The 21,159-nt window shown below is 56.8% G+C and carries 22 protein-coding genes; 14 read left to right on the top strand and 8 right to left on the bottom strand.

Annotated elements, in window-relative coordinates; all coding sequences use genetic code 11:
* Positions 1 to 62: 62 nt before the first annotated feature.
* The 4 genes from ABD796_RS18240 to ABD796_RS18225 all read left to right on the top strand — a co-directional run bounded on the left by ABD796_RS18240 (position 63) and on the right by ABD796_RS18225 (position 3,277).
* Positions 63 to 923, top strand: coding sequence for a hypothetical protein (locus ABD796_RS18240; protein WP_344910144.1), 861 nt, complete (start codon positions 63 to 65; stop codon positions 921 to 923).
* A 135-nt stretch (positions 924 to 1,058) separates the two neighbouring features.
* A complete protein-coding gene (locus tag ABD796_RS18235) occupies positions 1,059 to 1,754 on the top strand; it encodes a TVP38/TMEM64 family protein (RefSeq protein ID WP_344910142.1) in 696 nt (231 codons plus the stop codon).
* Positions 1,755 to 1,769: 15 nt separating this feature from the next.
* The gene (locus ABD796_RS18230) at positions 1,770 to 2,885 is read left to right on the top strand and encodes an aminopeptidase (RefSeq protein WP_344910140.1); all 1,116 of its coding nucleotides are present in this window, start codon (positions 1,770 to 1,772) and stop codon (positions 2,883 to 2,885) included.
* 143 nt (positions 2,886 to 3,028) lie between these two features.
* On the top strand, positions 3,029 to 3,277 hold the full coding sequence (locus ABD796_RS18225) for an HPr family phosphocarrier protein (protein WP_344910138.1): 249 nt from the start codon (positions 3,029 to 3,031) through the stop codon (positions 3,275 to 3,277).
* A gap of 97 nt (positions 3,278 to 3,374) precedes the next feature.
* Here ABD796_RS18225 and ald read toward each other — a convergent pair whose 3' ends face one another.
* Both ald and ABD796_RS18215 read right to left on the bottom strand, forming a co-directional pair.
* On the bottom strand, positions 3,375 to 4,523 hold the full coding sequence (gene ald, locus ABD796_RS18220) for an alanine dehydrogenase (RefSeq protein WP_344910136.1): 1,149 nt from the start codon (positions 4,521 to 4,523) through the stop codon (positions 3,375 to 3,377).
* 103 nt (positions 4,524 to 4,626) lie between these two features.
* On the bottom strand, positions 4,627 to 5,871 hold the full coding sequence (locus tag ABD796_RS18215; protein ID WP_344910134.1) for a PucR family transcriptional regulator: 1,245 nt from the start codon (positions 5,869 to 5,871) through the stop codon (positions 4,627 to 4,629).
* A gap of 172 nt (positions 5,872 to 6,043) precedes the next feature.
* On the opposite strand from ABD796_RS18215, the gene ABD796_RS18210 reads away from it, so the two are divergent.
* A complete protein-coding gene (locus ABD796_RS18210; RefSeq protein ID WP_344910132.1) occupies positions 6,044 to 6,337 on the top strand; it encodes an Fpa/YlaN family protein in 294 nt (97 codons plus the stop codon).
* A gap of 104 nt (positions 6,338 to 6,441) precedes the next feature.
* On the opposite strand, the gene cax is transcribed toward ABD796_RS18210, so the two are convergent.
* The gene (cax, locus tag ABD796_RS18205; RefSeq protein WP_344910130.1) at positions 6,442 to 7,491 is read right to left on the bottom strand and encodes a calcium/proton exchanger; all 1,050 of its coding nucleotides are present in this window, start codon (positions 7,489 to 7,491) and stop codon (positions 6,442 to 6,444) included.
* A gap of 277 nt (positions 7,492 to 7,768) precedes the next feature.
* On the opposite strand from cax, the gene ABD796_RS18200 reads away from it, so the two are divergent.
* The gene (locus ABD796_RS18200; protein WP_344910128.1) at positions 7,769 to 8,989 is read left to right on the top strand and encodes a GNAT family N-acetyltransferase; all 1,221 of its coding nucleotides are present in this window, start codon (positions 7,769 to 7,771) and stop codon (positions 8,987 to 8,989) included.
* Between the two features lie 151 nt (positions 8,990 to 9,140).
* On the top strand, positions 9,141 to 9,521 hold the full coding sequence (locus ABD796_RS18195; RefSeq protein WP_344910126.1) for an Asp23/Gls24 family envelope stress response protein: 381 nt from the start codon (positions 9,141 to 9,143) through the stop codon (positions 9,519 to 9,521).
* A gap of 207 nt (positions 9,522 to 9,728) precedes the next feature.
* On the opposite strand, the gene ABD796_RS18190 is transcribed toward ABD796_RS18195, so the two are convergent.
* The 4 genes from ABD796_RS18190 to ABD796_RS18175 all read right to left on the bottom strand — a co-directional run bounded on the left by ABD796_RS18190 (position 9,729) and on the right by ABD796_RS18175 (position 12,491).
* Positions 9,729 to 10,283, bottom strand: coding sequence for a DJ-1/PfpI family protein (locus tag ABD796_RS18190; RefSeq protein WP_344910124.1), 555 nt, complete (start codon positions 10,281 to 10,283; stop codon positions 9,729 to 9,731).
* Between the two features lie 121 nt (positions 10,284 to 10,404).
* The gene (locus ABD796_RS18185; protein WP_344910122.1) at positions 10,405 to 10,923 is read right to left on the bottom strand and encodes a GNAT family N-acetyltransferase; all 519 of its coding nucleotides are present in this window, start codon (positions 10,921 to 10,923) and stop codon (positions 10,405 to 10,407) included.
* A gap of 19 nt (positions 10,924 to 10,942) precedes the next feature.
* Positions 10,943 to 12,124 carry a putative lipid II flippase FtsW gene (ftsW, locus tag ABD796_RS18180; protein ID WP_344910120.1) on the bottom strand — a complete coding sequence of 394 codons (1,182 nt, stop codon included), beginning with the start codon at positions 12,122 to 12,124 and terminating at the stop codon, positions 10,943 to 10,945.
* Between the two features lie 19 nt (positions 12,125 to 12,143).
* A complete protein-coding gene (locus ABD796_RS18175) occupies positions 12,144 to 12,491 on the bottom strand; it encodes a YugN family protein (RefSeq protein WP_344910118.1) in 348 nt (115 codons plus the stop codon).
* 213 nt (positions 12,492 to 12,704) lie between these two features.
* Between ABD796_RS18175 and ABD796_RS18170 the strand changes: the two genes are divergently transcribed.
* The 5 genes from ABD796_RS18170 (at position 12,705) to ABD796_RS18150 (ending at position 18,993) form a co-directional block, all read left to right on the top strand.
* The gene (locus ABD796_RS18170; RefSeq protein WP_344910116.1) at positions 12,705 to 13,904 is read left to right on the top strand and encodes an amidohydrolase; all 1,200 of its coding nucleotides are present in this window, start codon (positions 12,705 to 12,707) and stop codon (positions 13,902 to 13,904) included.
* 81 nt (positions 13,905 to 13,985) lie between these two features.
* The gene (locus ABD796_RS18165) at positions 13,986 to 14,423 is read left to right on the top strand and encodes a CBS domain-containing protein (RefSeq protein ID WP_344910114.1); all 438 of its coding nucleotides are present in this window, start codon (positions 13,986 to 13,988) and stop codon (positions 14,421 to 14,423) included.
* Positions 14,424 to 14,762: 339 nt separating this feature from the next.
* Positions 14,763 to 16,472, top strand: coding sequence for a DNA repair helicase XPB (locus tag ABD796_RS18160; protein ID WP_344910111.1), 1,710 nt, complete (start codon positions 14,763 to 14,765; stop codon positions 16,470 to 16,472).
* Positions 16,469 to 18,511: a helicase-associated domain-containing protein gene (locus tag ABD796_RS18155; RefSeq protein ID WP_344910109.1), complete on the top strand. Its 2,043-nt coding sequence runs from the start codon at positions 16,469 to 16,471 to the stop codon at positions 18,509 to 18,511. Before ABD796_RS18160 ends, ABD796_RS18155 begins: the two co-directional genes overlap by 4 nt.
* Before the next feature lie 29 nt (positions 18,512 to 18,540).
* Complete coding sequence (locus tag ABD796_RS18150) at positions 18,541 to 18,993, top strand: YlbF/YmcA family competence regulator (protein ID WP_344910107.1); 453 nt, start codon at positions 18,541 to 18,543, stop codon at positions 18,991 to 18,993.
* Positions 18,994 to 19,065: 72 nt separating this feature from the next.
* On the opposite strand, the gene ABD796_RS18145 is transcribed toward ABD796_RS18150, so the two are convergent.
* A complete protein-coding gene (locus tag ABD796_RS18145) occupies positions 19,066 to 20,073 on the bottom strand; it encodes an asparaginase (protein WP_344910105.1) in 1,008 nt (335 codons plus the stop codon).
* Positions 20,074 to 20,143: 70 nt separating this feature from the next.
* Between ABD796_RS18145 and ABD796_RS18140 the strand changes: the two genes are divergently transcribed.
* Both ABD796_RS18140 and ABD796_RS18135 read left to right on the top strand, forming a co-directional pair.
* On the top strand, positions 20,144 to 20,404 hold the full coding sequence (locus ABD796_RS18140; protein WP_344910103.1) for a YlbG family protein: 261 nt from the start codon (positions 20,144 to 20,146) through the stop codon (positions 20,402 to 20,404).
* 256 nt (positions 20,405 to 20,660) lie between these two features.
* Positions 20,661 to 21,098, top strand: a complete 438-nt coding sequence (locus ABD796_RS18135; RefSeq protein WP_344910101.1) for a hypothetical protein — start codon at positions 20,661 to 20,663, stop codon at positions 21,096 to 21,098.
* Positions 21,099 to 21,159 lie beyond the last annotated feature (61 nt).

Genomic DNA, 21,159 nt, shown 5'->3' with positions numbered 1-21,159 from the left:
TAACAATGACGGCAGGGGACACGATAAACCGGAACGACCACAATCGTTGCCGAGGTGAGTGTATGCTGAACAGATCAAACCGCAGCCGATTCCGGCGCCTGTTGTGCGCCCTGACGTCGGTCGCGTCCGCGGCGCTGCTGGCGGCCTCCTGCTCCGTTGCGGGCACCGAGCCGGACCAGCTGTTAAACCAAACGATATCCGGCCTATCGGGCACGGATAATTTTCAGTTCCACGGAACGACCAGCGTCGGCTTAGGGGATATGCCGATGCAGGAGGGGGCCGCATTCCGGGGCGCCGTGACCGGCCACACCCGATTGACGATGGCGCTTGAGCGCGGGGCAGGCTCCGGCATGATCCAGACCGCGCTCGGCGGGGAAAGCTCCGACCGCCAGGTCGTGTTCAGCCGCAAGGAAAACGGCTGGGCTTCGGCCGAGGAAGCAACGGGAGCGGCCGATATGCTGCTGCCCTGGAGTCCGCTGTACAAGCTGGAGCAACTGAATACGATGGATAAGCAGGTGGAGCGCGGACGGGACGAGACGAAGCTGACGGTGCTCACGGTCACCCCCGATGCGGCGGAAGCGACCGCCGGTTTGAAGGAAGAGCTTTCCCGTCAGAGCGAGGCGCTCGATACGGATAAGAAGCTGGCGGAGCTGCGGACGAAGCTCGGCTTGTCGGAACGGCAGGCAGAGCGGCTGCGGAGCGAGCTCGACGTTAGCGTGAAGCGCGCCCGGAAGCTGCTTGACGAGGCGAACGGATCGCTGCAGGCGGGTTCCGTATACCGGATATGGGTCGACCGCGTGAGCCGGCTTCCACAAAAGATGCAGGTGGAGACGGAGATGACTTATAGCGCGGACGGCCAGCCGAAGCGCGAGAAATCCGTCATCGACTACGAATTTTCCAGCTATGACCAACGTTCCGGCTAATACCGGAACTATTTTACAATACCCGTTTGCATTGCTACAATGAAGAAGCGTATGCTCCCGTCCGATTGGACGGCGTTTGTCGACCCCTTCGGGTACTGGCGCGCGGAGCATGGCACAGGGGGAGGCCACTTCGGATTGGACATCATTCGTCGCCGGTTGAAGTATACCGTGCCGCTGGCCTTGTTTGCCGCCGCCGCTTATTTTATCTGGTTCACCAATGCGGGCCGGGAGTTGAGGCGCGGCAACGTCGAGCAGTTGGCCGATCTGCTGCATTCTTTCGGCGTATTTGCCGTTGTAGCCGGGATGCTGGCTATTTTTTTTCAAACCTGGTTTCCGTTCATTCCGTTCGTGCTGATCGCCGGGACGAATGCATATGTGTTTGGCTTGTACGGAGGCTTCGCGATCAATTACGGCATGTCCTGCGCCGCCGCGGTATCCGCCTTCGTCGTAGCGCGCTACCTCGCCCACGATTGGGTGGAGGCAAAGCTGGCCAAGTATGCTTCCGTACACGCGTTCAACCGCAATCTGGAGCGACAAGGGTTCGTCTACACTTTAATTGGCCGGCTCATTCCAGTCATTCCGTCGTCACTGATCAATTTCGGTGCCGGGGTGTCCAAAATCCGCTTCCGCTCGTTTTTCACGGCGACGCTGATCGGCAAGCTGCCTATCGTGCTGCTGGAAACGCTGATCGGCCACGATCTGTTCCGCTTCAAGGAGCATAAAGGCCGGCTGCTCGTCGTGCTGCTGCTGTTCGCACTGCTGCTCGGGGTAGGGCGTCTCGTTCAGCGCAAGTGGGCAGGCAAACGGAGAGAGCCGGATTCCCATTCGTAAAGGAGCCAATGCCTTATGAGAGATGCAAGGCTGCAAACGCTGGCCGCCAATCTGGTGAACTATTCCATCGACGTCAAGCCGGGTGAGAAGGTGCTGATCGAAATGATCGGCTCCGAGAGGGAGATCGTCCGCTGCCTGGTGGAACAGGTGCATGCCAGAGGCGGCTTTCCGTACGTTATATATGAGGATCGCGCCGTGCTTAGCTCCCTGCTGCAATCGATGACGAAGGAGCAGCTGGAGCATTGGGCGGAAATGGATTTGCGGCGCATGGAGCAGATGGACGGGTACATAGCGGTCCGTTCGGGCGAGAACGTCAACGAGCTGTCCGACGTTCCGAGCGACAAGCACGATTTGTACAAAAGCATTTATTACAAGCCCATCCACCTGGAGCGCCGGGTCAAGAAAACGAAGTGGGTCGTGCTGCGATATCCGAATCCGTCCATGGCACAGCTTGCCAATATGAGCACGCGGGCGTTCGAAGATTTTTACTTTGACGTATGCAACCTCGATTATGCCAAAATGGACAAGGCGATGGACCCGCTCGCCGATCTGATGACCCGCACCGACCGGGTACGCATCGTCAGCCCGGGTACGGACCTGTCGTTCTCGATCAAGGGCATCGGAGCCAAAAAATGCGCCGGTCACCGCAATATTCCCGATGGAGAAGTATTCTCCTGTCCGGTAAGGGAGTCCGTTAACGGCGTGCTGACGTACAATACGCCAAGCGTCAACTCCGGCATCACCTTTGAAAATATCCGCTTCCGTTTCGAGAACGGCAAAATCGTCGAAGCGACGGCCAACGATACGAAACGGCTCAACGAGATTCTCGACACCGACGAGGGAGCTCGCTATATCGGAGAATTCAGCCTTGGCTTCAATCCGCATATTTTGCATCCGATGAAAGATACGTTATTCGACGAGAAAATCGACGGCAGTCTGCACTTTACGCCGGGGCAGGCGTACGAAGAGTGCGACAACGGCAACCGCTCCTCGGTGCATTGGGACCTGGTGCTCATTCAGCGGCCGGAATACGGCGGCGGCGAGGTGTATTTCGACGACGTTCTGATTCGCAAGGACGGTCGTTTCGTCATCCCGGAGCTGGAAGGGCTGAATCCGGAGCATCTGAAGTAGCGTGGGGCTCTCTGCACAGGGCGTATTAATTTCAGGTAAATTGATTATTGCACGAATACTTGTTCCAAGCTAATATAGAATCATAGCAAGACGATTATAACCGAAGCCGGACTCGTGCCGCTTCATTATGGAGGGATTGTGTCATGACCAGCGCAAGCAACGCGGCAATTGTAGAGGTTTCGCAAACGGCCAACAAGTTCAGATCTTCCATCGTTCTCCAGTACGAGAACAAGTTCATCGATGTCAAGAGCATCCTTGGCCTGTTTACGACGCTTCTTGACGCGGGAACTTACGATTTGCACGTTCACGGTCCCGACGCCGAGGAAGCGACGAAGGCGATGGTAGCGGTATTCGAGAAGCACAACCTGAAGGTAAGCGTAGTAAACGAATAAGAGGGCATGCGCGAGCGCCGACCGGCATCCCGCGCATAGCACGAAAAAAAGGCTGCTTCCGGAATAGATCCGGGGCAGCCTTTTGGCTTGTGGAGCGTTAAGAGCGGACCGGCGACGCGCTTTGCAGCGGCGCGGCTTGAAGCGCCTGCTCGGGCGGCGTGTACGGCAGGCCGAGATCGCGGGCGACAGCAGGATGCGTGACGGCTCCCCTCATCGTGTTGACGCCGCCGAGAAGCGCTTTGTTGTGCGCGAATACTTCGACGCCATGCTTGGCAATATCGAGCGCGTAGGGCAGCGTAGCGTTAGTCAGAGCCATGGTGGAGGTGCGCGGTACGGCTCCCGGCATGTTGGCTACGGCGTAATGGACGACGCCGAATTTCTCGTACGTCGGATTGTCGTGCGTCGTCAGCCGGTCGACCGTTTCGAATATACCGCCTTGGTCGATGGCGACGTCGATCAGCACGGAGCCCGGCGTCATCGAACGGACCATGCTTTCGGTGACCAGCTTGGGCGCCTTCGCCCCGGGAATCAGTACCGCTCCGATAACGAGATCCGATTCGGCGACCGCCTCGGCGATATGGAGAGGATTGGACATCAAGGTATGCAGGCTCGTTCCGAAAATATCTTCCAGCTGGCGCAGCCGATCGGCGTTCATATCGATAATCGTGACGTCGGCTCCCAGACCGATGGCGATCTTGGCCGCATTCGTGCCGACGACGCCCCCGCCGATAATCGTCACCTTGCCGCGTTTGACCCCCGGTACGCCGCCGAGCAGGATGCCTTTGCCGCCCTTCGGACGTTCCAGAAATTGCGCGCCGATCTGTGCGGCCATGCGTCCCGCCACTTCGCTCATCGGAGTGAGCAGAGGCAGCGAGCGGTCGACCTGGACCGTTTCATAAGCAATGGAAGTGACGCCCTGCGATGTCAACGCTTTCGCGAGCTCCGGCTCGGCCGCGAGATGCAAATACGTAAAGAGGATAAGTTCTTCCCGGAAATGCCGGTATTCCGCGGCAAGCGGTTCTTTTACTTTCATGACCATATCGGAGCGGTCCCATACTTCGGCCGCATCAGCGCAAATCAATGCTCCGGCTGCGATGTAATCTTCGTCGCGGAAGCCGCTGCCCATACCCGCTTGGGTTTCTACGCGGACTTCGTGGCCCGCCTTGGCGAAAGCCATCACGCCGGCCGGCGTAATCGCCACCCGGTTTTCATTGTTTTTAATTTCCTTAGGAATTCCGATTCTCATCGTATCCAGCCCCCCGCACGTGTTATCGATTCAAGTATACGTGCGAACAGGCCGTCGCGCTTCGTCCCGGAGCGAGAAAAAAACGGGTTGTCCTTGTGTAAAATCACAAAGGCTCGGCATCGCTCCATTTGTCCGTCTTCATATCGAGAAATAGCGTTATTTTCTGATCCATATTGGCAAAGTCGATGCCGCCGATCTCGGCTATGCGCTTCAGCCGGTAGGACAGCGTGTTCGTATGGACGTGCAGCGCTTCGGCGGCTTCCTTGGCGTTGCTCCCGCACGCCAAAAACAGCTCCAGCGTCTCCAGCAGGTTGGCATTATGCTCGCGGTCGTAAGCCCTCAGACGCTTGAGCGCCGGGTTCTCGTAACGGTGCAGCCGCTTTTGCTCCAAAAAGTAGGGGAGATAGCGATAGTAGCCGAGCTCGTGGTAATGGACGATCGAGCCCGTTTGCGACGGAAACTGGGCTTTGATCTGCAGCACGGTCAACGCTTCCCGGTAGCTCTGCTCGACAGCCGTAATCTCGTCGTGGACGGCGCCGATGCCGGCCTCCAGCGGGGAGCTGCCGAACCGGTCGTGAATTTGCTGGAAAAACGACGTCACGAAGTCGGACGCATTGGCCGCCAGCCGTGACGGATTGGCGCAAGAAGCCAGCACGATCAGCCGGCTGCCGGAGATGGCGTGAAAAACCGGCCGAACCCGCTGCGTAGTTGTGATCATGTAATGCACCTGCCGGTGCAGCGTATCGTTGACATCGGTACGGAATTGAAAGACGATGACGCAGAAGCTGTCGGGAAGGGGGATGCCAAGCGATTTTGCGCGAGCGCTTGCTTGCAAAGCCGTCGGATGCCTGCCGGTCAGCAGCTCCCAGAACAGGTCGCGGCGCTCTTCGTCTTCCTTGCTTCGCTGCGTCTGCAGGCGCAGCAGCTTGATTTTGGCGGCGCCTGCGGCCAGCTTCAGCAAGCGAAGGGCGTCCTCGTCCAAGGGGCGGCTCACTTCCAGCGCCCATATGTAGCCGAGCACCTGCTGATCCTTGCGGATCGCGATAGCTACCCGGTCGCCCAAGCCGACTTCGTCGATGGACTTGACCCGAATCGGTTCATCCGTTTCCATCAAGCGCGGAATGACGCCGTCGTTCCATAAGCTGCCGATTACATTTTCCGGCACCCGTCTTCCGATAATCGTGGCGATGCGGGCTGCATCCGTATGAGGATCATGCTTGCTGTAGGCGAGAAGGCGATGGTTGGCGTCTTCGATCGTGACCGGTGCTTGGAGCGCCTCGCCGATCGCGTCGGCCAAAGCTTCCATATGATCGAAGCTTCGGTTGAAAGGGTTCGTATCCGCGTTCATCCTTGAGCTCCTCAAGATTAGTGGTGGGTTCGTTTCTTATTGTAGCGATTGCCGGCGGCCGATTCAATCTGAAAAATCGGTGGCAAAACTTCATATCGCTTGTGTAATCGTCCGTTTTCGTCTATCATAAGCATATAGAGATTGGATGAGCTTGTGCGAAGGGGGAAACGGTATGTCTTCATCGGACGTCATGGTCGGTTTGCATCAGAAAGCGTTGACGCTGCTTCAAGAAGATGCGGACAACATCGAGAAGCTGATTCAAATTCAGATGGAAACTTTAACGAATCGCAGATGCCCTCTTTACGAAGAGGTATTGGATACACAGATGTACGGATTGTCCAGGGAGATCGACTTCGCTACGCGAGCGGGCCTTCTGGATGAGGTTGCCGGCAAGAACATCTTGAGCGAACTGGAACGGAAGCTCGCCCAGTTGTACGAAGCATTGGCCAAAAGCAGAAACGAGTAGCTCCCGGCGAGCCGCTCGTTTTTTTTGTTGTCCGGCCGGGACAGCCGCAGACATAACAAGGACCGGAGAGTTCTCCGGTCCTAACTGCGTTTTCACTTCGAGCCCTACACCAGGAAAAAGGCGATGCCCAGGATGACGTAGACGACGAGCAGCAGAACGCCTTCGAACCAGTTCGTGGAGCCGTCCTGGGAGATCGACTTGGCGATGACTGCCGATACGCCGATCGCCGCCAGCTCGTACGTCGTGAAGACAATGTCCATCGTGTTGCCCATAAAATAGCTGATCAGTACAAGAACGGGAGCGACGAAAAGGGCGATCTGCAGGCTGCTGCCGATGGCGATCTCGACGGCGGCGCCGATCTTGTTCTTCATGGCCAGGAAGATCGCGGCGCTGTGCTCGGCGGCGTTGCCGATAATAGCGATCAAGAACGCCCCGACGAACAGCTCGGTCAACCCGAACTTGTGCGTAAATTCCTCCAGCGTGCCGACGAGCCATTCGCTGATGAAAGCGACCATAACGGTGGCGAGCAGCAGAAAGGCGATCGACTTCCCTTTGCTCCACGTAATATGATGCGCATCCTCTTCCGTAGAAGTGTCGCTCAGCTCGTCCTTGTGGGTGATCATCGAGAACAGCAGCCACAACGCATAGGCGACGATCAAGATGACCGCGACGAGCACGCTGAACGTATTCGTCTCATGCGTCGTGAAGCTTCTGGCGAACAGGGCCGGAATGAACAGCGCCACAACGGCGAGCAGCATCATGGAAGCGTTGTAGCCGGCCAGCCGCACATTGAAGTTCTGCACCTTGAATTTCAATCCCCCGAACAATACGCTCAAGCCGAGGACAAGCAGCATATTGCCGATGATCGAGCCCGTGATGCTGGCTTTTACCATATCGTGCAAGCCGTCTTTCACCAGAAAAATGGCAATAATGAGCTCTGCTGCGTTGCCGAACGTGGCATTCAGGAAGCCGCCCATGCGCTGTCCCGCGTAATGGGCTACACTCTCCGTAGCCTTGCCCATGAACCCCGCTGCGAAAATGACGGCAATACAGCACAGAACGAATTGCAAAGTGCCCGACATGCCGCTGTAATGGGCGATGGCGCTGAGCGCAAAACTGGCAATCAGGATGGCGTAAAACAGCTTTTGTTTCATCGTACACGCTCCTTCGATATGTACAAGTGTTCCTGTAAGTTCCAAATCCTATTCTAATATAAAGGAAAAATTTGCACTTGCAAAGCAGAAATGAACAAGATCGAAACCGATTCTCCTGTAGAGTCGGCGCATCGTTTGGAGAAGGGCGGCTTTCGATTTGTCCGCGGCTTGACTATAATGAAATTAACTATAAGAAGACCAAGAAAGCCTGAGGCCTGCTTGGTAGCGTCTGCAAGCAGGCGGATCGGCCGCAAGAGATTTAAGGAGGTACGCTCTCATGAGCCGTGAGAAGCTGTTGGAGAAACTAAAAATGAAGGCCGTCGAGCCGAAACACGGCGAGCAATTCAATGACTTGCTGCGCTATGTGTTCAATATCACCAGACATGATCTGCAATCGGTGGGCTGGGAGGAAGGGGAAATTGCACAGGCCAAGCTGCCGGTGTTGGAGCAAGCCGATGTACTGGGCTGGTTTAACGGGGACCAACTGGTCTCGCAGTTAGCCGTTTATCCGTTTCAGGTGAATATTTTCGGCAAGGCTTACGAGATGGGGGGACTGACGGGAGTCGGCACCTATCCCGAATACTCGAATCTGGGGTTGATGAATAAGCTGATGCGTCAGGCACTTGCGAATATGCGGGAGCGCAATCAGTCGATTTCCTACCTGTATCCATTTTCCATTCCTTATTACCGAAGCAAGGGCTGGGAATTTATTTCCGATAAAATTTCCTTCCAATTGAAGGATACGCAATTGCCCAAGCTCAGGCATGTTCCCGGCAATATCGAGCGGGTGACGATTCAGCATCCGGACATCAAGCGGGTATATGACCGATTTGCCCGGCAGACCCATGGGGCCATGTTGCGCAGCGAGCTGGCATGGGAAGAGTATTTGCGCTGGGATCTGGAAGATATGACAGCAGGGATTTACTATGACAGCCGCAATGAGCCGACCGGTTATCTGTTGTATTGGATTGAGGAGGAAGTGTTCCACTTAAAAGAGATGATCTTTATCAATCAGGAGGCACGGGATGGATTGTGGAATTTCATCAGCGCCCATTTCTCCATGATCACGAGTGTGAAAGGATATACGTATACCGACGAGCCGCTTTCATTCTTGCTTGATGATGGTGAGATTAAGGAAACGATCGCTCCTTATTATATGGCGCGGATTGTGGATATCCACCTGTTTGTGAAGCAGTATCCTTTTCAAAGTCAGGAGTCGGACATCCGCCTGACCTTGGCCTTGCACGATCCGATGCTGGAGTGGAACCAGGGGACATTCACGTTGACCGTGAATCGGCAGGGGGAAGGCCAGCTTGGCAAAGGCGGGGGAACCCCTGAGGCCGAGCTGGACATCCAGACGTTCACGACGATGCTGATGGGCTACAAGCGGCCCACCTACCTGCAGCGGATCGGACGGCTGCATGCGGAGGAGTCCTCCGTCCATCTGCTGGAGCGACTGATCCAGCGGCAGGAGCCGTATTTTTCGGATTATTTCTGACCCTTCTTCACGAAATAGGCAAGACATTCGGGCTGCACGTCTGCATCGATATTCAAACGAGGAATAGCTTTGAGAACAGCCGCCCGTAAGGTTGCGTACAAGCCTTGGAACAAGGTACAATGGAAATATCCGTATACGAGGAGTGAGACAAATGTCCGTTGACAATCAAACGGGAATGATCCGCATTTCCGATGACGTCGTAGCTACGATCGCTGGACTGGCCGCGCTTGAAACACCGGGGATTGCCGCCATGTCGGGGGGCATTTCGGAAGGGCTCGCCAAACGGCTTAGCGGCAAAAATGTGCAAAAGGGCGTGTCTGTCGAAGTCGGGCAGCTCGAAGCGGCAATCGACCTCCGCGTAATCGTCCATTACGGCTCGAAGGTACAGGAAGTATGCCGCCACTTGCAGGAGAATGTCAAGGAAGCGGTAGAAAATATGACGGGTCTCCATGTGGTCGAGGTGAACGTGAAGGTGGAAGGCGTCGCCTTTAAAGAAGAGGAGCCGGAAGAGGTTGCGCTTCGGATCAAATGAGGAAAGCGGCGTCGTTGGGGCGCCGCTTTTTTTTGTGCCTTCGCACGCGTTACTTTAGATTTAGAAGCTGTCGAACGTTCTGCCTTTTTTCCACAGCCGGTTTTTGTAGTAAACGTACGCCGGCAGGAAGGAAAGGACGAGTATGCCAATCGCTTTCACAACAATCATCGGGAGTCCTCCCAGTCTGTGTCCGGCAGTCCGGTAAGGTTAGGCTTTCACTAGCTTGAAAAACTCGCGCATAAAGCCGGGCAGGTCCGGCCAAGCATGGCCCGAGACAAGATTGCCGTCCACGCAGAGCGTATCCGGGGCGTAGGAGGCTCCCAGGTTGTGAACGTCCGGCTTGCAGGCCGTATAGGCGGTCATCGTGCGGCCTTCGAAATAGCGGCGGTCGATGACGCTGAGCACGAGAGCGGCGTGACAGATGGCGCCGACCGGCTTGTTCGTCTCGAAAAAATGGCTGACAATGTCGGGAACGTGCTTGTCCAGACGAATATATTCCGGAGCGCGGCCGCCGGGAATCAGAAGGGCGTCGTACTCCGCGGGATTCACATCGGCAAAGGACAAGTGCGACTCCAACTGGTAGCCGGGCTTTTCCGTATAGGTGTCCCAGCCTTCGAAATCGTGAACGACGGTCCGCAGCACCTTTTTCGTCGGCGAGGCGATGACGGCTTCATACCCTTCCTCCAGCACGCGGTAAAACGGATAATAAATTTCCAACGCTTCGACGGCATCTCCGGCAATAATCAATATCTTCTTGGACAATGGTTCCACGCTCCCTCCGATACGACTCTTCTTTATCATGAAACAGCCCGACTTGCTTGTAAAGAGGTGGAAATTGTTGAAAGATGTTAAATTTTGTTGAAAAAAAGAAAAACCTCTTCGATTAGAGGTTCTCGTTCTGACTGTCATGTAAAAGAAGCTGCAAAAAGTGCACATCTTGCCAAGCGTCGAATTTAAAACCGACTTCGCGGAAAATGCCAGCAGGCTCGAAACCGAATTTGCGATGCAGGGCGATGCTCGTTTCGTTTCCGCCGGTGATGGCCGCGATGATAACATGGAAACGCCGTTGGCGGGCGATATCGATAATATGCCTGAGTAGCGCCGTGCCGATGCCTTGGCCGCGGCAAGACTTGTCCAGATAGACCGACAGCTCGGCCGTGCGGTCGTAAGCCGCTTTGGCCCGGAACGGGGTCAGGCAGCAGTAGCCGGCTATGGAACCGTCTTCCTGCACGGCGACTATAATCGGGTAGCGCTCTCCGAATTGCCGGAACCATGGCTCGCGTTCGTCCAGCGATTGCGGAACGAGATCGAAGGTGGCCGCGCTGTGAAGGATGGCCTCGTTATAAATGTCGAGCAGACGGGGGAGATCGTCCCGTTCCGCTGCGCGAATGGTCATTGTCATGGATGAAAGCCGCCTCCTGCTACCGCGAATAACGTTGCTGTTTGCGTTCTTTTTGCTCGCGCGGTTCCTTCTCGACTTTGTTGTTTTCCCGGGAGATGCTGAGCAAAATGCCAAGACTGCACATCGTCACAAGCAGGGAAGAGCCTCCGTAGCTAATGAAAGGCAGCGTGACGCCGGTCATCGGAATCGTTCCTGATACCCCGCCCATATTGATCAGCGCCTGGATGCCGATCAGCCCGATAATCCCTGTCCCGGCCAAACTGCCGAACGAGTCGGGGCAGCGTAGAGAAACGATAATCCCGCGCCATATGAAGATTAGATAACAGAGCAGAAACAGCAGCGTGCCCAAAAAACCGAATTCTTCGCCGATGATGGCAAAGATAAAGTCGTTATGCGCCTCCGGCAAATAATGCATTTTCTGGATGCTTTGTCCAAATCCCGCTCCGGTCAATTCCCCGTGCCCGAAAGCATAAAGCGACTGCACGACCTGGTAGCATACCCCTTGAGGGTCAAACCACGGATTCATGTAGCAGGCGATCCGGTCCATCCGGTAACCAAGGGAGTCCGAGGACAGGACGTAAATCGTCAATACGAGCGAGGCGATAACGCCGATCGAACCGACGGCCAAAAAAATGTGCTTTAGGTTGGCCCCGCCGACAACGATTACAAGCGATGAAGCCAAGATAAGGATCATCGTCGTGCCGAAATCCGGCTGCAGCATAATCAACCCGGCTATGAACCCGACGATGATGACGGCCGGGAGCAGCCCCTTCTTCAGATCCCGAAACCGTTCTCCTTTTTTGCTGATCAGCAAGGCCAAGTACAGAATAACGGCGACCTTTGCAAACTCCGATGGCTGCAGCCCGAACGGGCCCAGGTTAAACCAGCTTCTTGCGCCGTTCAACTCGTTGCCGAAAAAAGGAACGAGAACCAGTAGCACCAAGACGAGAAGAAAGGCGGGACGAAGCAGCGGTTTAAGCTTGCCGACCGGGATGTTCATAAGAAAAAACATGCCAACCGTGCCGGCAACGGCAAAGATGGCTTGTTTTTTGACGAAATATAGCGGATCGTTGTTGAATTTTTCTCGGGCCAACGCGATAACGGAGCTGGCGCTGAACACCATGACCAGCCCGAAGCCGACGAGCAGAAACGTAAGCAGCAGCAGCATGAAATCAGGTGTACCCCTGCGGGGTGCGTTCATAACGATTCCGCCTTCACGTTTATTCGCTCAGTTGCTTTTTCAAATCGGCCAGTTTTTGTGTGGCGACCTTCAAAATCTGATCGGGAATCGGAGATTCGTAGTCAAGACCGTGCGGGAACGTGCCCCGTCCGATATAGGCATCCTCCAGCGCCAAAATGGCATAAGGCGATTCCAGCTTGCCTTCCACGGCCCGAGCGTTGAAGCGTAGGAAGTATTCGGAATTGGTAGCTTGATTCTCCAGCTTCAGATCGTATGTAGCCCGGTAATATTCCCATTGCCACCGGACGAAGCCCAGCTTGGTCGAGGTGCTGTCCAAATGAGCCAGATCGCTCTTCAATCCTTTAAGTCCCGCATTTTCAATAATCACGATAGGAAACCTCCTCGAAGCGTTCAGTAAATAAGTCATTTCCGGTAAACGCGCAATCCTTTATTCATGATAGTATGTTTCCCCTGCGTGTGCAAGTCTATCAGAAACCGAAGTATTAAAATTTGATGGCGAATTCGCGGCGGTTGGATGAAACGGCGGCGCCGTTTTGATACAATAATAGATCAGAACACCAAAATGGCAGGGGGACGCACGATGAACGGCATAGCGCATAGACTGCAGACGATGTTTCCCGATATGGTGGCGTGGCGGCGTCACTTGCACCGGAATCCCGAGCTGTCTTACGAGGAGAAACGCACGTCCGGCTTCGTCGCGGATCAGCTCCGGCAGTGGGGGATCGACGTGCGAACGGGCGTCGGCGGCTACGGAGTGGTAGGTCATGTGCGAGGAACGGCCGACGGGCCGACGGTGGCGCTGCGGGCGGATATGGACGCGCTGCCCATACAGGACGAGAAAACGAGCGAATATGCCTCGACCGTCCCCGGCGTGATGCACGCCTGCGGTCACGATGCGCATACGGCGGCGCTGCTGGCCGTGGCGAAGCTGTTCGCCGACAATCGGGAGGAACTGAAGGGTAGCGTCAAGCTGCTGTTCCAGCCGGCCGAGGAGGTCAGCCCCGGGGGGGCCGCTCCGATGATTCGGGAAGGCGCGCTCGATGGCGTGGACGCGGTATACGGGGTTCATCTGTGGACGCCCTTTCCGGCCGGTACGGTGTATTCGGCTCCCGGGCCGGTAATGGCCGCAGCGGACGAATTTACGATCGAAATTAAAGGAAAAGGCGGACACGGAGGGCTTCCCCATGAGACGGTCGACAGTATCATGGTGGCCGCCCAGCTGATCGTCAGCCTGCAGACGATTGTCAGCCGCAGTACCGATCCGGTAGCGCCGTCCGTCGTCTCGATCGGCAGTATTCAGGCGGGCAGCAGCTTCAACGTCATCGCCGAGACGTGCCGTTTGAACGGCACCGTGCGTTCGTTCGATACGGCCATTCGGGACGGTATCGTCGACCGGATGAAGCAAATTTGCGCGGCGACGGCGCACATGTACGGAGCCGAGATTATCCTTGACTACAAGCCCGGCTACCCGCCGGTCGTCAACGACGAGGCGGAGGCGGAACGTTTTTTCCGCGTGGCTGCACATGTTTTCGGGGCGGAGCGTGCCGCCCGATCGCCGCTCATTATGGCCGGTGAAGATTTCTCTTACTATTTGCACCGGGTGCCCGGCTGCTTTATGTTCGTCGGAGCCGGCAATGCCGAAGCGGGCATCGTTTCGCCGCATCACCATCCGAAATTCGACATCGATGAAACGGCAATGCTTCAGTCCGCGACGCTGCTCGCTTCGATGGCCGTCGATTACATGGAATCCGAACGCAAGGCGCAAGGGCCTGTGGAATAAAGTATCAGGTATGCCTTCTTGGCGAGTGGAGAGCCTAAAAAGGCAATTCATCAAGGATTCCACTTTGGAGGAGGCTGCCCGATGAAGAAAATCAAAGATATTATGAGCACCGACTGCGTTACGGTCACGCTCAAAGACAATCTTTACGAAATCGCCCTGAAAATGAAGCAAAACGATATCGGCTTTATTCCCGTCGTGGAAGGCAAAAAGCTGATCGGCGTCGTAACCGACCGCGACTTGGTCGTGCGCGGCTATGCCGAGAAACATTCGGGGTCTACGGCCGTGGAGGAAGTCATCTCGAAGAACGTGACGACCGTTACGCCGGAAACCTCGATTGAAGAAGCGGCCAAAAAAATGGCGCGCGAAAAAATTCGCCGCCTGCCGGTCGTCAGCGGCAGCGAACTGGTCGGCGTCGTGGCGATTGCCGACTTGGCGATTCGCGAAGTTTTCGTAGACGAGGCCGGTCAGGCGTTGAGCGAAATATCCGAGAACGTCGATCACGCGTCCACCGTGCATTAAATGTATTAAAATGGCCTTTAGCCCGTCTCCCCCATAGGAGATGGGCTTTGTGTTGTCCTTTCCGGGCAACCGTGATCCATGCAAACGAACGCAGACGGTTTAATTCGCTGCGTTTTTTTTCATACTAGTACAAAGTCAGAACTTAAACGGTATCCGTGGAATTGCTCGAATACACAGCGCCAGCTCTGACTTTGTACTAGTACAAAGAGCCTGAGCTAACCTTGCCTAATAGTAAAATTCATCTATTGATGAATAAATACGGGTTCAGGTTCGGCTTGCGATTCGCCCCGGGTTCTCTGCGGGCGGCATACAGGAATAGCAAACAGGAGGAAAACCGTCATGCGATACGATCCGGAGCGACCGCTGGTCGTCCAGAGCGATTCGACGCTTATGCTGGAAGCCGACCATCCCGAAGGGGAAGAGGCCGGGGGCCGACTAAGCCGTTTCGCCGAGCTGGTCAAGACACCCGGCCAAATCCATACTTACCGGATGACGCCGCTCTCGTTATGGAACGCGGCTTCCTCGGGATTGAGCGTGGAACATGTATTGGATGTTCTGAACGGCTACGGCAAATTCGAGGTGCCGCTGCAGGTGAAGCAAAACATTACTCACTTCGTCGGCCGGTACGGTTTGGTCAAGCTGAAGCAGGTCGAGCAGAAGCTGATGCTTGTTTCCGAAGAAGCGGGACTGCTGGAGAAGCTGGCCGGCTACAAATCGCTGGAAACGTACTATATCGGCGGCAACACGAGGGATGGTCTGGAAATCTCCCCGGCCTACCGCGGCATGATCAAGCGCGATCTGATCCGGCTGGGCTTCCCGGTGCAGGATTTGGCCGGTTATCATCACGGGGAGGTGCTGCCGATCCGGCTGCGCGAAACTGTCTCCTCGGGCCAGCCGTTCCAACTGCGCGACTATCAGCGGGCCGCCGCGGACGCCTTCTATGACGGCGACGGGCTGCACGGGGGCAGCGGTGTGGTCGTGCTGCCCTGCGGAGCGGGTAAAACCGTTATCGGCATTGCCGCGCTCGCCCGGCTGCAATGCGCGGCGCTTATTTTGACGACGAATGTGGCCTCGGTCCGCCAATGGAAGCGGGAGCTGCTGGACAAGACCGATCTGGAGCCGGACATGGTTGGGGAATATTGCGGAGAGCGCAAGGAAGTGCGCCCCGTGACGATCGCTACCTATCAAATATTGACCCATCGTCGCCGTAAGGAGGATCTGTTCTCGCATATGTCGCTGTTCAACGAACGCGACTGGGGATTGATCGTCTACGATGAAGTGCATTTGCTGCCGGCCCCGGTGTTTCGCGCGACGGCGGACATTCAGGCTACCCGGCGGCTCGGGCTGACCGCGACGCTTGTGCGCGAAGACGGGCAGGAGGAGGACGTCTTCTCCCTGGTCGGGCCGAAGCTGTATGAAGCGGGGTGGAAGGACCTGGAGCATAAGGGCTGGGTTGCCGCCGTCCACTGCACGGAGGTTCGCGTGCCGCTGCCGGATCAAGTCCGCGAGCAATATGTGCGGGCGGAGCCGCGCCGCAAGCACCGCATAGCGGGTGAGAATCCGTCCAAGCTCGAAGTGCTGACCCAACTGCTGGACCGGCACAAGGAGGAGCAGACGCTCGTAATCGGCCAATATTTGGACCAATTGCGGTTAATCTCCGATACGGTCGGGGCGCCGATGATTTCCGGAGACATGCCGCACGATCAGCGGGACGAGCTGTACGAGCGGTTTAACCGCGGTGACTTGCGTACGCTCGTCGTATCGAAAGTGGCGAACTTCGCCATCGATTTGCCGGATGCGCGGGTGGCGATCCAAGTATCGGGAAGCTTCGGCTCCCGCCAGGAAGAAGCCCAGCGTCTGGGCCGGATTTTGCGCCCGAAGCGGGAGGACAACCGAGCTTACTTCTATTCGCTTGTCAGCGACGATACGGGAGAGCAGCAGTTTTCGATCCACCGGCAGCTGTTTTTGCTGGAGCAGGGCTACCGGTACGACATCCGTCACGCCGAATGCGGAGCGGATGATCATAAGGAACGGGAGGGAATGCGATGAAGCTCGCGGAGCTGACGGAAGGAATGAACGTCTCCCTGTGCGAAGAGATTGCTCGCTTCAACGGCTGGCACGGACAGGGGGAAAGGCTGGCCGTGCTGCTCGGATCGCCCGATGCGATCGGCAAGCTGGAAGGGGCGCTGTACGAGCTGGAGCGGCGGACGCTGACGCTTATCGTGCAGCGCTTCGGCTGCGAGCCGTTCGAATGGGCCAAGCTGGAGAGGGCGGGCTACAAGCTGCTCTCGGGCGCGGCGATGAAGGTCGGCTTGATCCGTCTCATCCGCAGAGGCATCGTGTTTGCGGTTCGCCGCAATTGGGGGGAGCCGGACTATATCGTGCCGGAAGAGGCGCTTCCTTTATGGGGTCGACTGCTGCTTCCGTTGGACGGAGCCGCGCTCGGGTACGTCGGGCCGGACGTTGCAGCCGATTCGCCCTACCGCCCGGCTATCGCCGCGCATTTGCTGTTCGTTTTGTCCTACCTAGCCAGAGAAGATGTTGCCGTTACGCAAAAGGGCGGGATGCACAAAAGGCATGCCGGAAAGCTCGCCGCCGTCGTGGCGGTGCGCGACGAGGAGCTTGCGGCAGCGGGCGCCGGCGCCAAGCCGCTCTACGGCTCCGCGGCAGCCGACTTCCTGTGCATGACCGCGTACAAGCTCGGTTTACTGGACAAGGAGGGAGAACGGATCGCGGTGCAGTCCGGAAAGCTGGACGAATGGCTGGCCCGTTCGGAGTCGTCGATGAATGCGGCGTTGTACGCCTGCTGGAAAGAGGCGAACCGAATTTCCGAGTCTGCCGTTCAACACGGCGAGGCTCTGCTGGAGCAGGTGCCCGAGGAAAGCTGGGTTTCTCTCGGCAAAACGGCGAAGCAACTGATCGACGCAGGCGTCGTTCCGTCCGACCCGAAAGGCACTGCGGAACCCCGCTTGGCCGAACGGCTTCACGAACGCGCGACCGCGCTGGCCGCCTGGGGCTGGGCGGAAACGGGTGAAGCTGCGGACGGGGACAAGCTGTTCCGCTGGATACGCAAGCCGGGTGCGGTGCAACCGGACTCCGAAGTCTTGGGGGCCGCCGGAAATGCAGCGGATTTGTCTCCGGTATCCGAGTCCGAGTCTACCGGGACGCGTCCGGCTTTGTTCGTACAGCCCGACTTTGAGCTGATCGTCCTGCCGGATTGCTCGTATCCCGTCCGCTGGGAGTTGGAAATGATCGCCGAGCGGGTCAGGCACGAGCACGTCGCCGTATACCGGATTACGCGGGAAACCGTGTTGCGGGCTCTGGAGCAAGGAAGATCAGCGGAAGGAATAGCCTTGTTTTTGCAGCGGCATGCCAAATACGGCCTGCCCGAAAATGTAAGAGAGGCGATCGCCCAGTGGGGGGAACGGCATTCCCAGCTCCGCCTCGTCCCGGCGGTCGTGCTCAAGCTGCGCGACGAGGCGGCGGCAAAGGCGATTTATGCCGACGAACGGCTTGCCGCCCTTCTGGAGGAACAGCTTGGACCGACGGCTTGGCTCGTCCGCTCCGACAAGGTCGAGGAGCTGCGCGCGCTGCTTGTCCGCAGCGGCTACAGCCCGGGCGGGCGCAAGCCGGGTACGGAGGCCTCGGTGAAGGCGGAGCTGCCAGCGGTGGAAGCGGCGTCCCCTGTAGCCGTCCCCGGCGATGCGACGGCGATGCGGGGCGGTGGGACGGCTCCAGCGAAAGGGCTTATTTACTCGAAGGCAACTGTGCAGTATTATGATAGTGAGCGCAAATTTCCTTTAATCGAGGACGTGTACCCCGGTCTGCAGGAAATTCCGCCGATGTGGCTGAAAGACTGCAGGACCTACCACGTCTCGACCCGCAAGCAGATGATACAGAAAGCGCTGGAATGGAAAGCGGGACTTCGCCTGCGCATCGCGGGCGCCGATCGCGATCTTATTCCGCTGCGGCTAGACGGCATCCGCGAAGACTGGGCGGTAACGTGCTTCGGACAAGCGGAGGAAGTGCGACTGCTGCCGGACCAGTGGGAGGAAATGCAGCTCATTCTGCCGGGAATCAATGATTAGTCCCGGCATTGAAGGAGGCCGGACATGATATGAGCATGACGGAGACCCAGACGCTTGATATGACGCATTTGCTCATGCAGGCGTACGAAGTCGGAGACATGATCAACAGCTCCGCGGAAGTGGCGGAATATAAGCAATGGAAAAACGCCGTGGAACGCGATTCCGAAATCCAGAATGCCGTTGCGGCTTTCGCCAAAGCGAAGCTCGCTTTCGAGGAATGCGAGAGGTTCGGGCACTTTCACCCGGATTATCACGCTGCTTTGGATATTGTCAATAAAGCGCAGGCGGCGCTCGACCGGTTCGAGGCCGTACGGCGCTACAAGGAGGCGGAAGCCCGTCTCGACGACTTGCTGTACACGGTGTCCGAGACGATCGCGCATGCCGTTTCGGATACGATCAAAGTTCCTAGCAACAACCCACTGCCGACAGGCGGCAGCTGCGGGGCTGGGGGCTGCAGCGGAGGCTGCAGCAGCTGCGGGTAAGCGAGCCGCAATCGTTCGCCGCCGCCTTCGGGCGGCGGGAGCGAAGCTTGCGTAAGCGTTGAAGAACGGCTGTCACACCAGCCGGAAGTCGGTTGCAATGGAACCGACCTGCCGGCCGCTCCAGTTCCGTATCGGCGGTTGATGAAACGGTTCGAGGACGGCCAGCTCGTCGGGCTCCAGCCATTGCAACTGGAAAAGCGCTTCCACAACGACGGCGTACAACGCGCGCGCAGATCCGTCGGCAATTTTGACGGCGAGGGCGGCGTTTTGTCCGGGTACGGTTGCCGCGAAGACGCCTTCCGCGCCCATTTTGCCGACGATCCGTCCCCCGGTTGCCCGAATCAGGTGCGTATCGAAACGATCGTCGCCGGCGATATATTTGGGATATGAGCGGATGGCCTTCACGATGGAGCGGCAAGCGTTCGCCTGCCGCTCGTCCAGACGGTCCGGCGTACCGAGAGCGGCGAAGGCGCGGGCCAGCTGCCCGAGCGGCAAGCCGAAGACGGGCACGCCGCAGCCGTCGATGCCGAGCGCGATCCGGTCGTGCGGCATGCCAGCCAGCCCGGCTACGGCGCGCAGCATCGTTTGCTGCACCGGATGGTCCGGCGAATCGTAGTCTTCGGCGGTCGCCCCGGTCATCCGCGCCAGCGCCAACATCCCGGCATGTTTGCCGGAGCAGTTGTTATGCAGCCGCGAAGGCTCGATGCCCTGGCGCTTCATCCGGTCGGCCGTGGGCTCGTGATACGGGTAGTGGGGGCCGCATAGCAGCGCCTCTCCCGATAAGCCGAGCTTGCGCAGCATGTCGGCCGCAGCCTCGACGTGTTCGGGCTCGCCGTTGTGCGAGGCGCACATGAGGGCGATCTGCTCGCCGCTGAAGCCGAACTTGTCCGCAGCTCCGCTTGCCACCACGGGTACGGCCTGCAAAGGCTTGGCCGCCGATCTGGCGAAGATGAGGGCTTCGGGGTCGCCGACACCCGCGAGTAGGGTTCCGGAGCCGTCGACGACGGCAATATGGCCGGTATGGACCGATTCGGTCAAAGGACCGCGGTTGACGCGGGCCAGCAATTCCGCTTTGTTCATAACATCACTCCTGTCCGGACAGGGCAGCCGGTTTTATTTGAGATAAGAAAGAGAAAGGAGAGAAGAGAAGATGTACCCGCAGCGTACCGGCCTTATATTATGGGTATCCGATTTGAAGCAGACGAAGCAGCTCGAGAAGTTCGGAACTATTCATTACGTCTCCAAGAGGATGCACTATGTCGTCTTGTACGTCAATGCCGACAAAGCCGACGAGGCGACAAAAACGATTCAGAAATATCCGTTCGTAAAAAAAATAGAGCGGTCGTTCCGCAATGAGATTAAGACGGAATATAATAGCAACGTACCGGATAAAGCGAATCTGTACACGTGACCTTCCACTGCCAAGCGGAAAGATTCATTTAACAATATATACAGAGCAACCATTCATTATACCATGCCGTTCCGCTCGTTGCCTAGCCTGCGAACGGCATGATTTTAATAAATTTCGCGCGTACGAATCGGGCGTCTAAATTTGTCAAAATGGGGCATATTCCATTTGGAAAAATATTAAAGATCGAGTAAAATAAAGTTAACTTCATTGTACATAGGTAATAAGGCCTAATTCGAGTAGGAAAGGGGTTGGGATTATGAAGGATAAAATTATGGACCGGTGGAGCACGTACGAACCGTTTTACGTTGTTCTCGGGGACAAAAAAGTGGCTGACATCATTATTACGAATCATGCCCGATCCCGCTGGATCGATCGCGTGGAGAGCGAGAAGACCGGTTTTGAAGACATTTGCGCATTCCTGTGGGACCGGTTGAAGAAGGAGCAAGTCAAGCCTTATTATAAGAATGAAAAGGACGTTTACGTCATTGAGGAAGATTTGGTGATGGTCGCTGAGTTTTCGATTATCGAGAACGAATTCGATATTGCCGGCAATCCGCTCCACAAAATGATTATCGTCACGTTCCTCGGGCGCATGTCGGAAGTGATCGAGCTTCGCGATCTGAAATCGTACTATTCCTGGCTCAGACATTCCCGGAGAATGACCTTGATCAAGAACAGCCGCAAGCGGAAATAATCCGATAACGGAACCTCCCAAAGCATGCGTGCGTAAGCCGCATGTTTTTTGTTTTGTTGCA

Source organism: Paenibacillus hodogayensis, assembly GCF_039536325.1.
In the GTDB taxonomy this organism is placed as follows: domain Bacteria; phylum Bacillota; class Bacilli; order Paenibacillales; family NBRC-103111; genus Paenibacillus_AB; species Paenibacillus_AB hodogayensis.
Note: the sequence above shows the minus strand (reverse complement) of the source record. Positions and strands in the feature narration are given on the sequence as shown.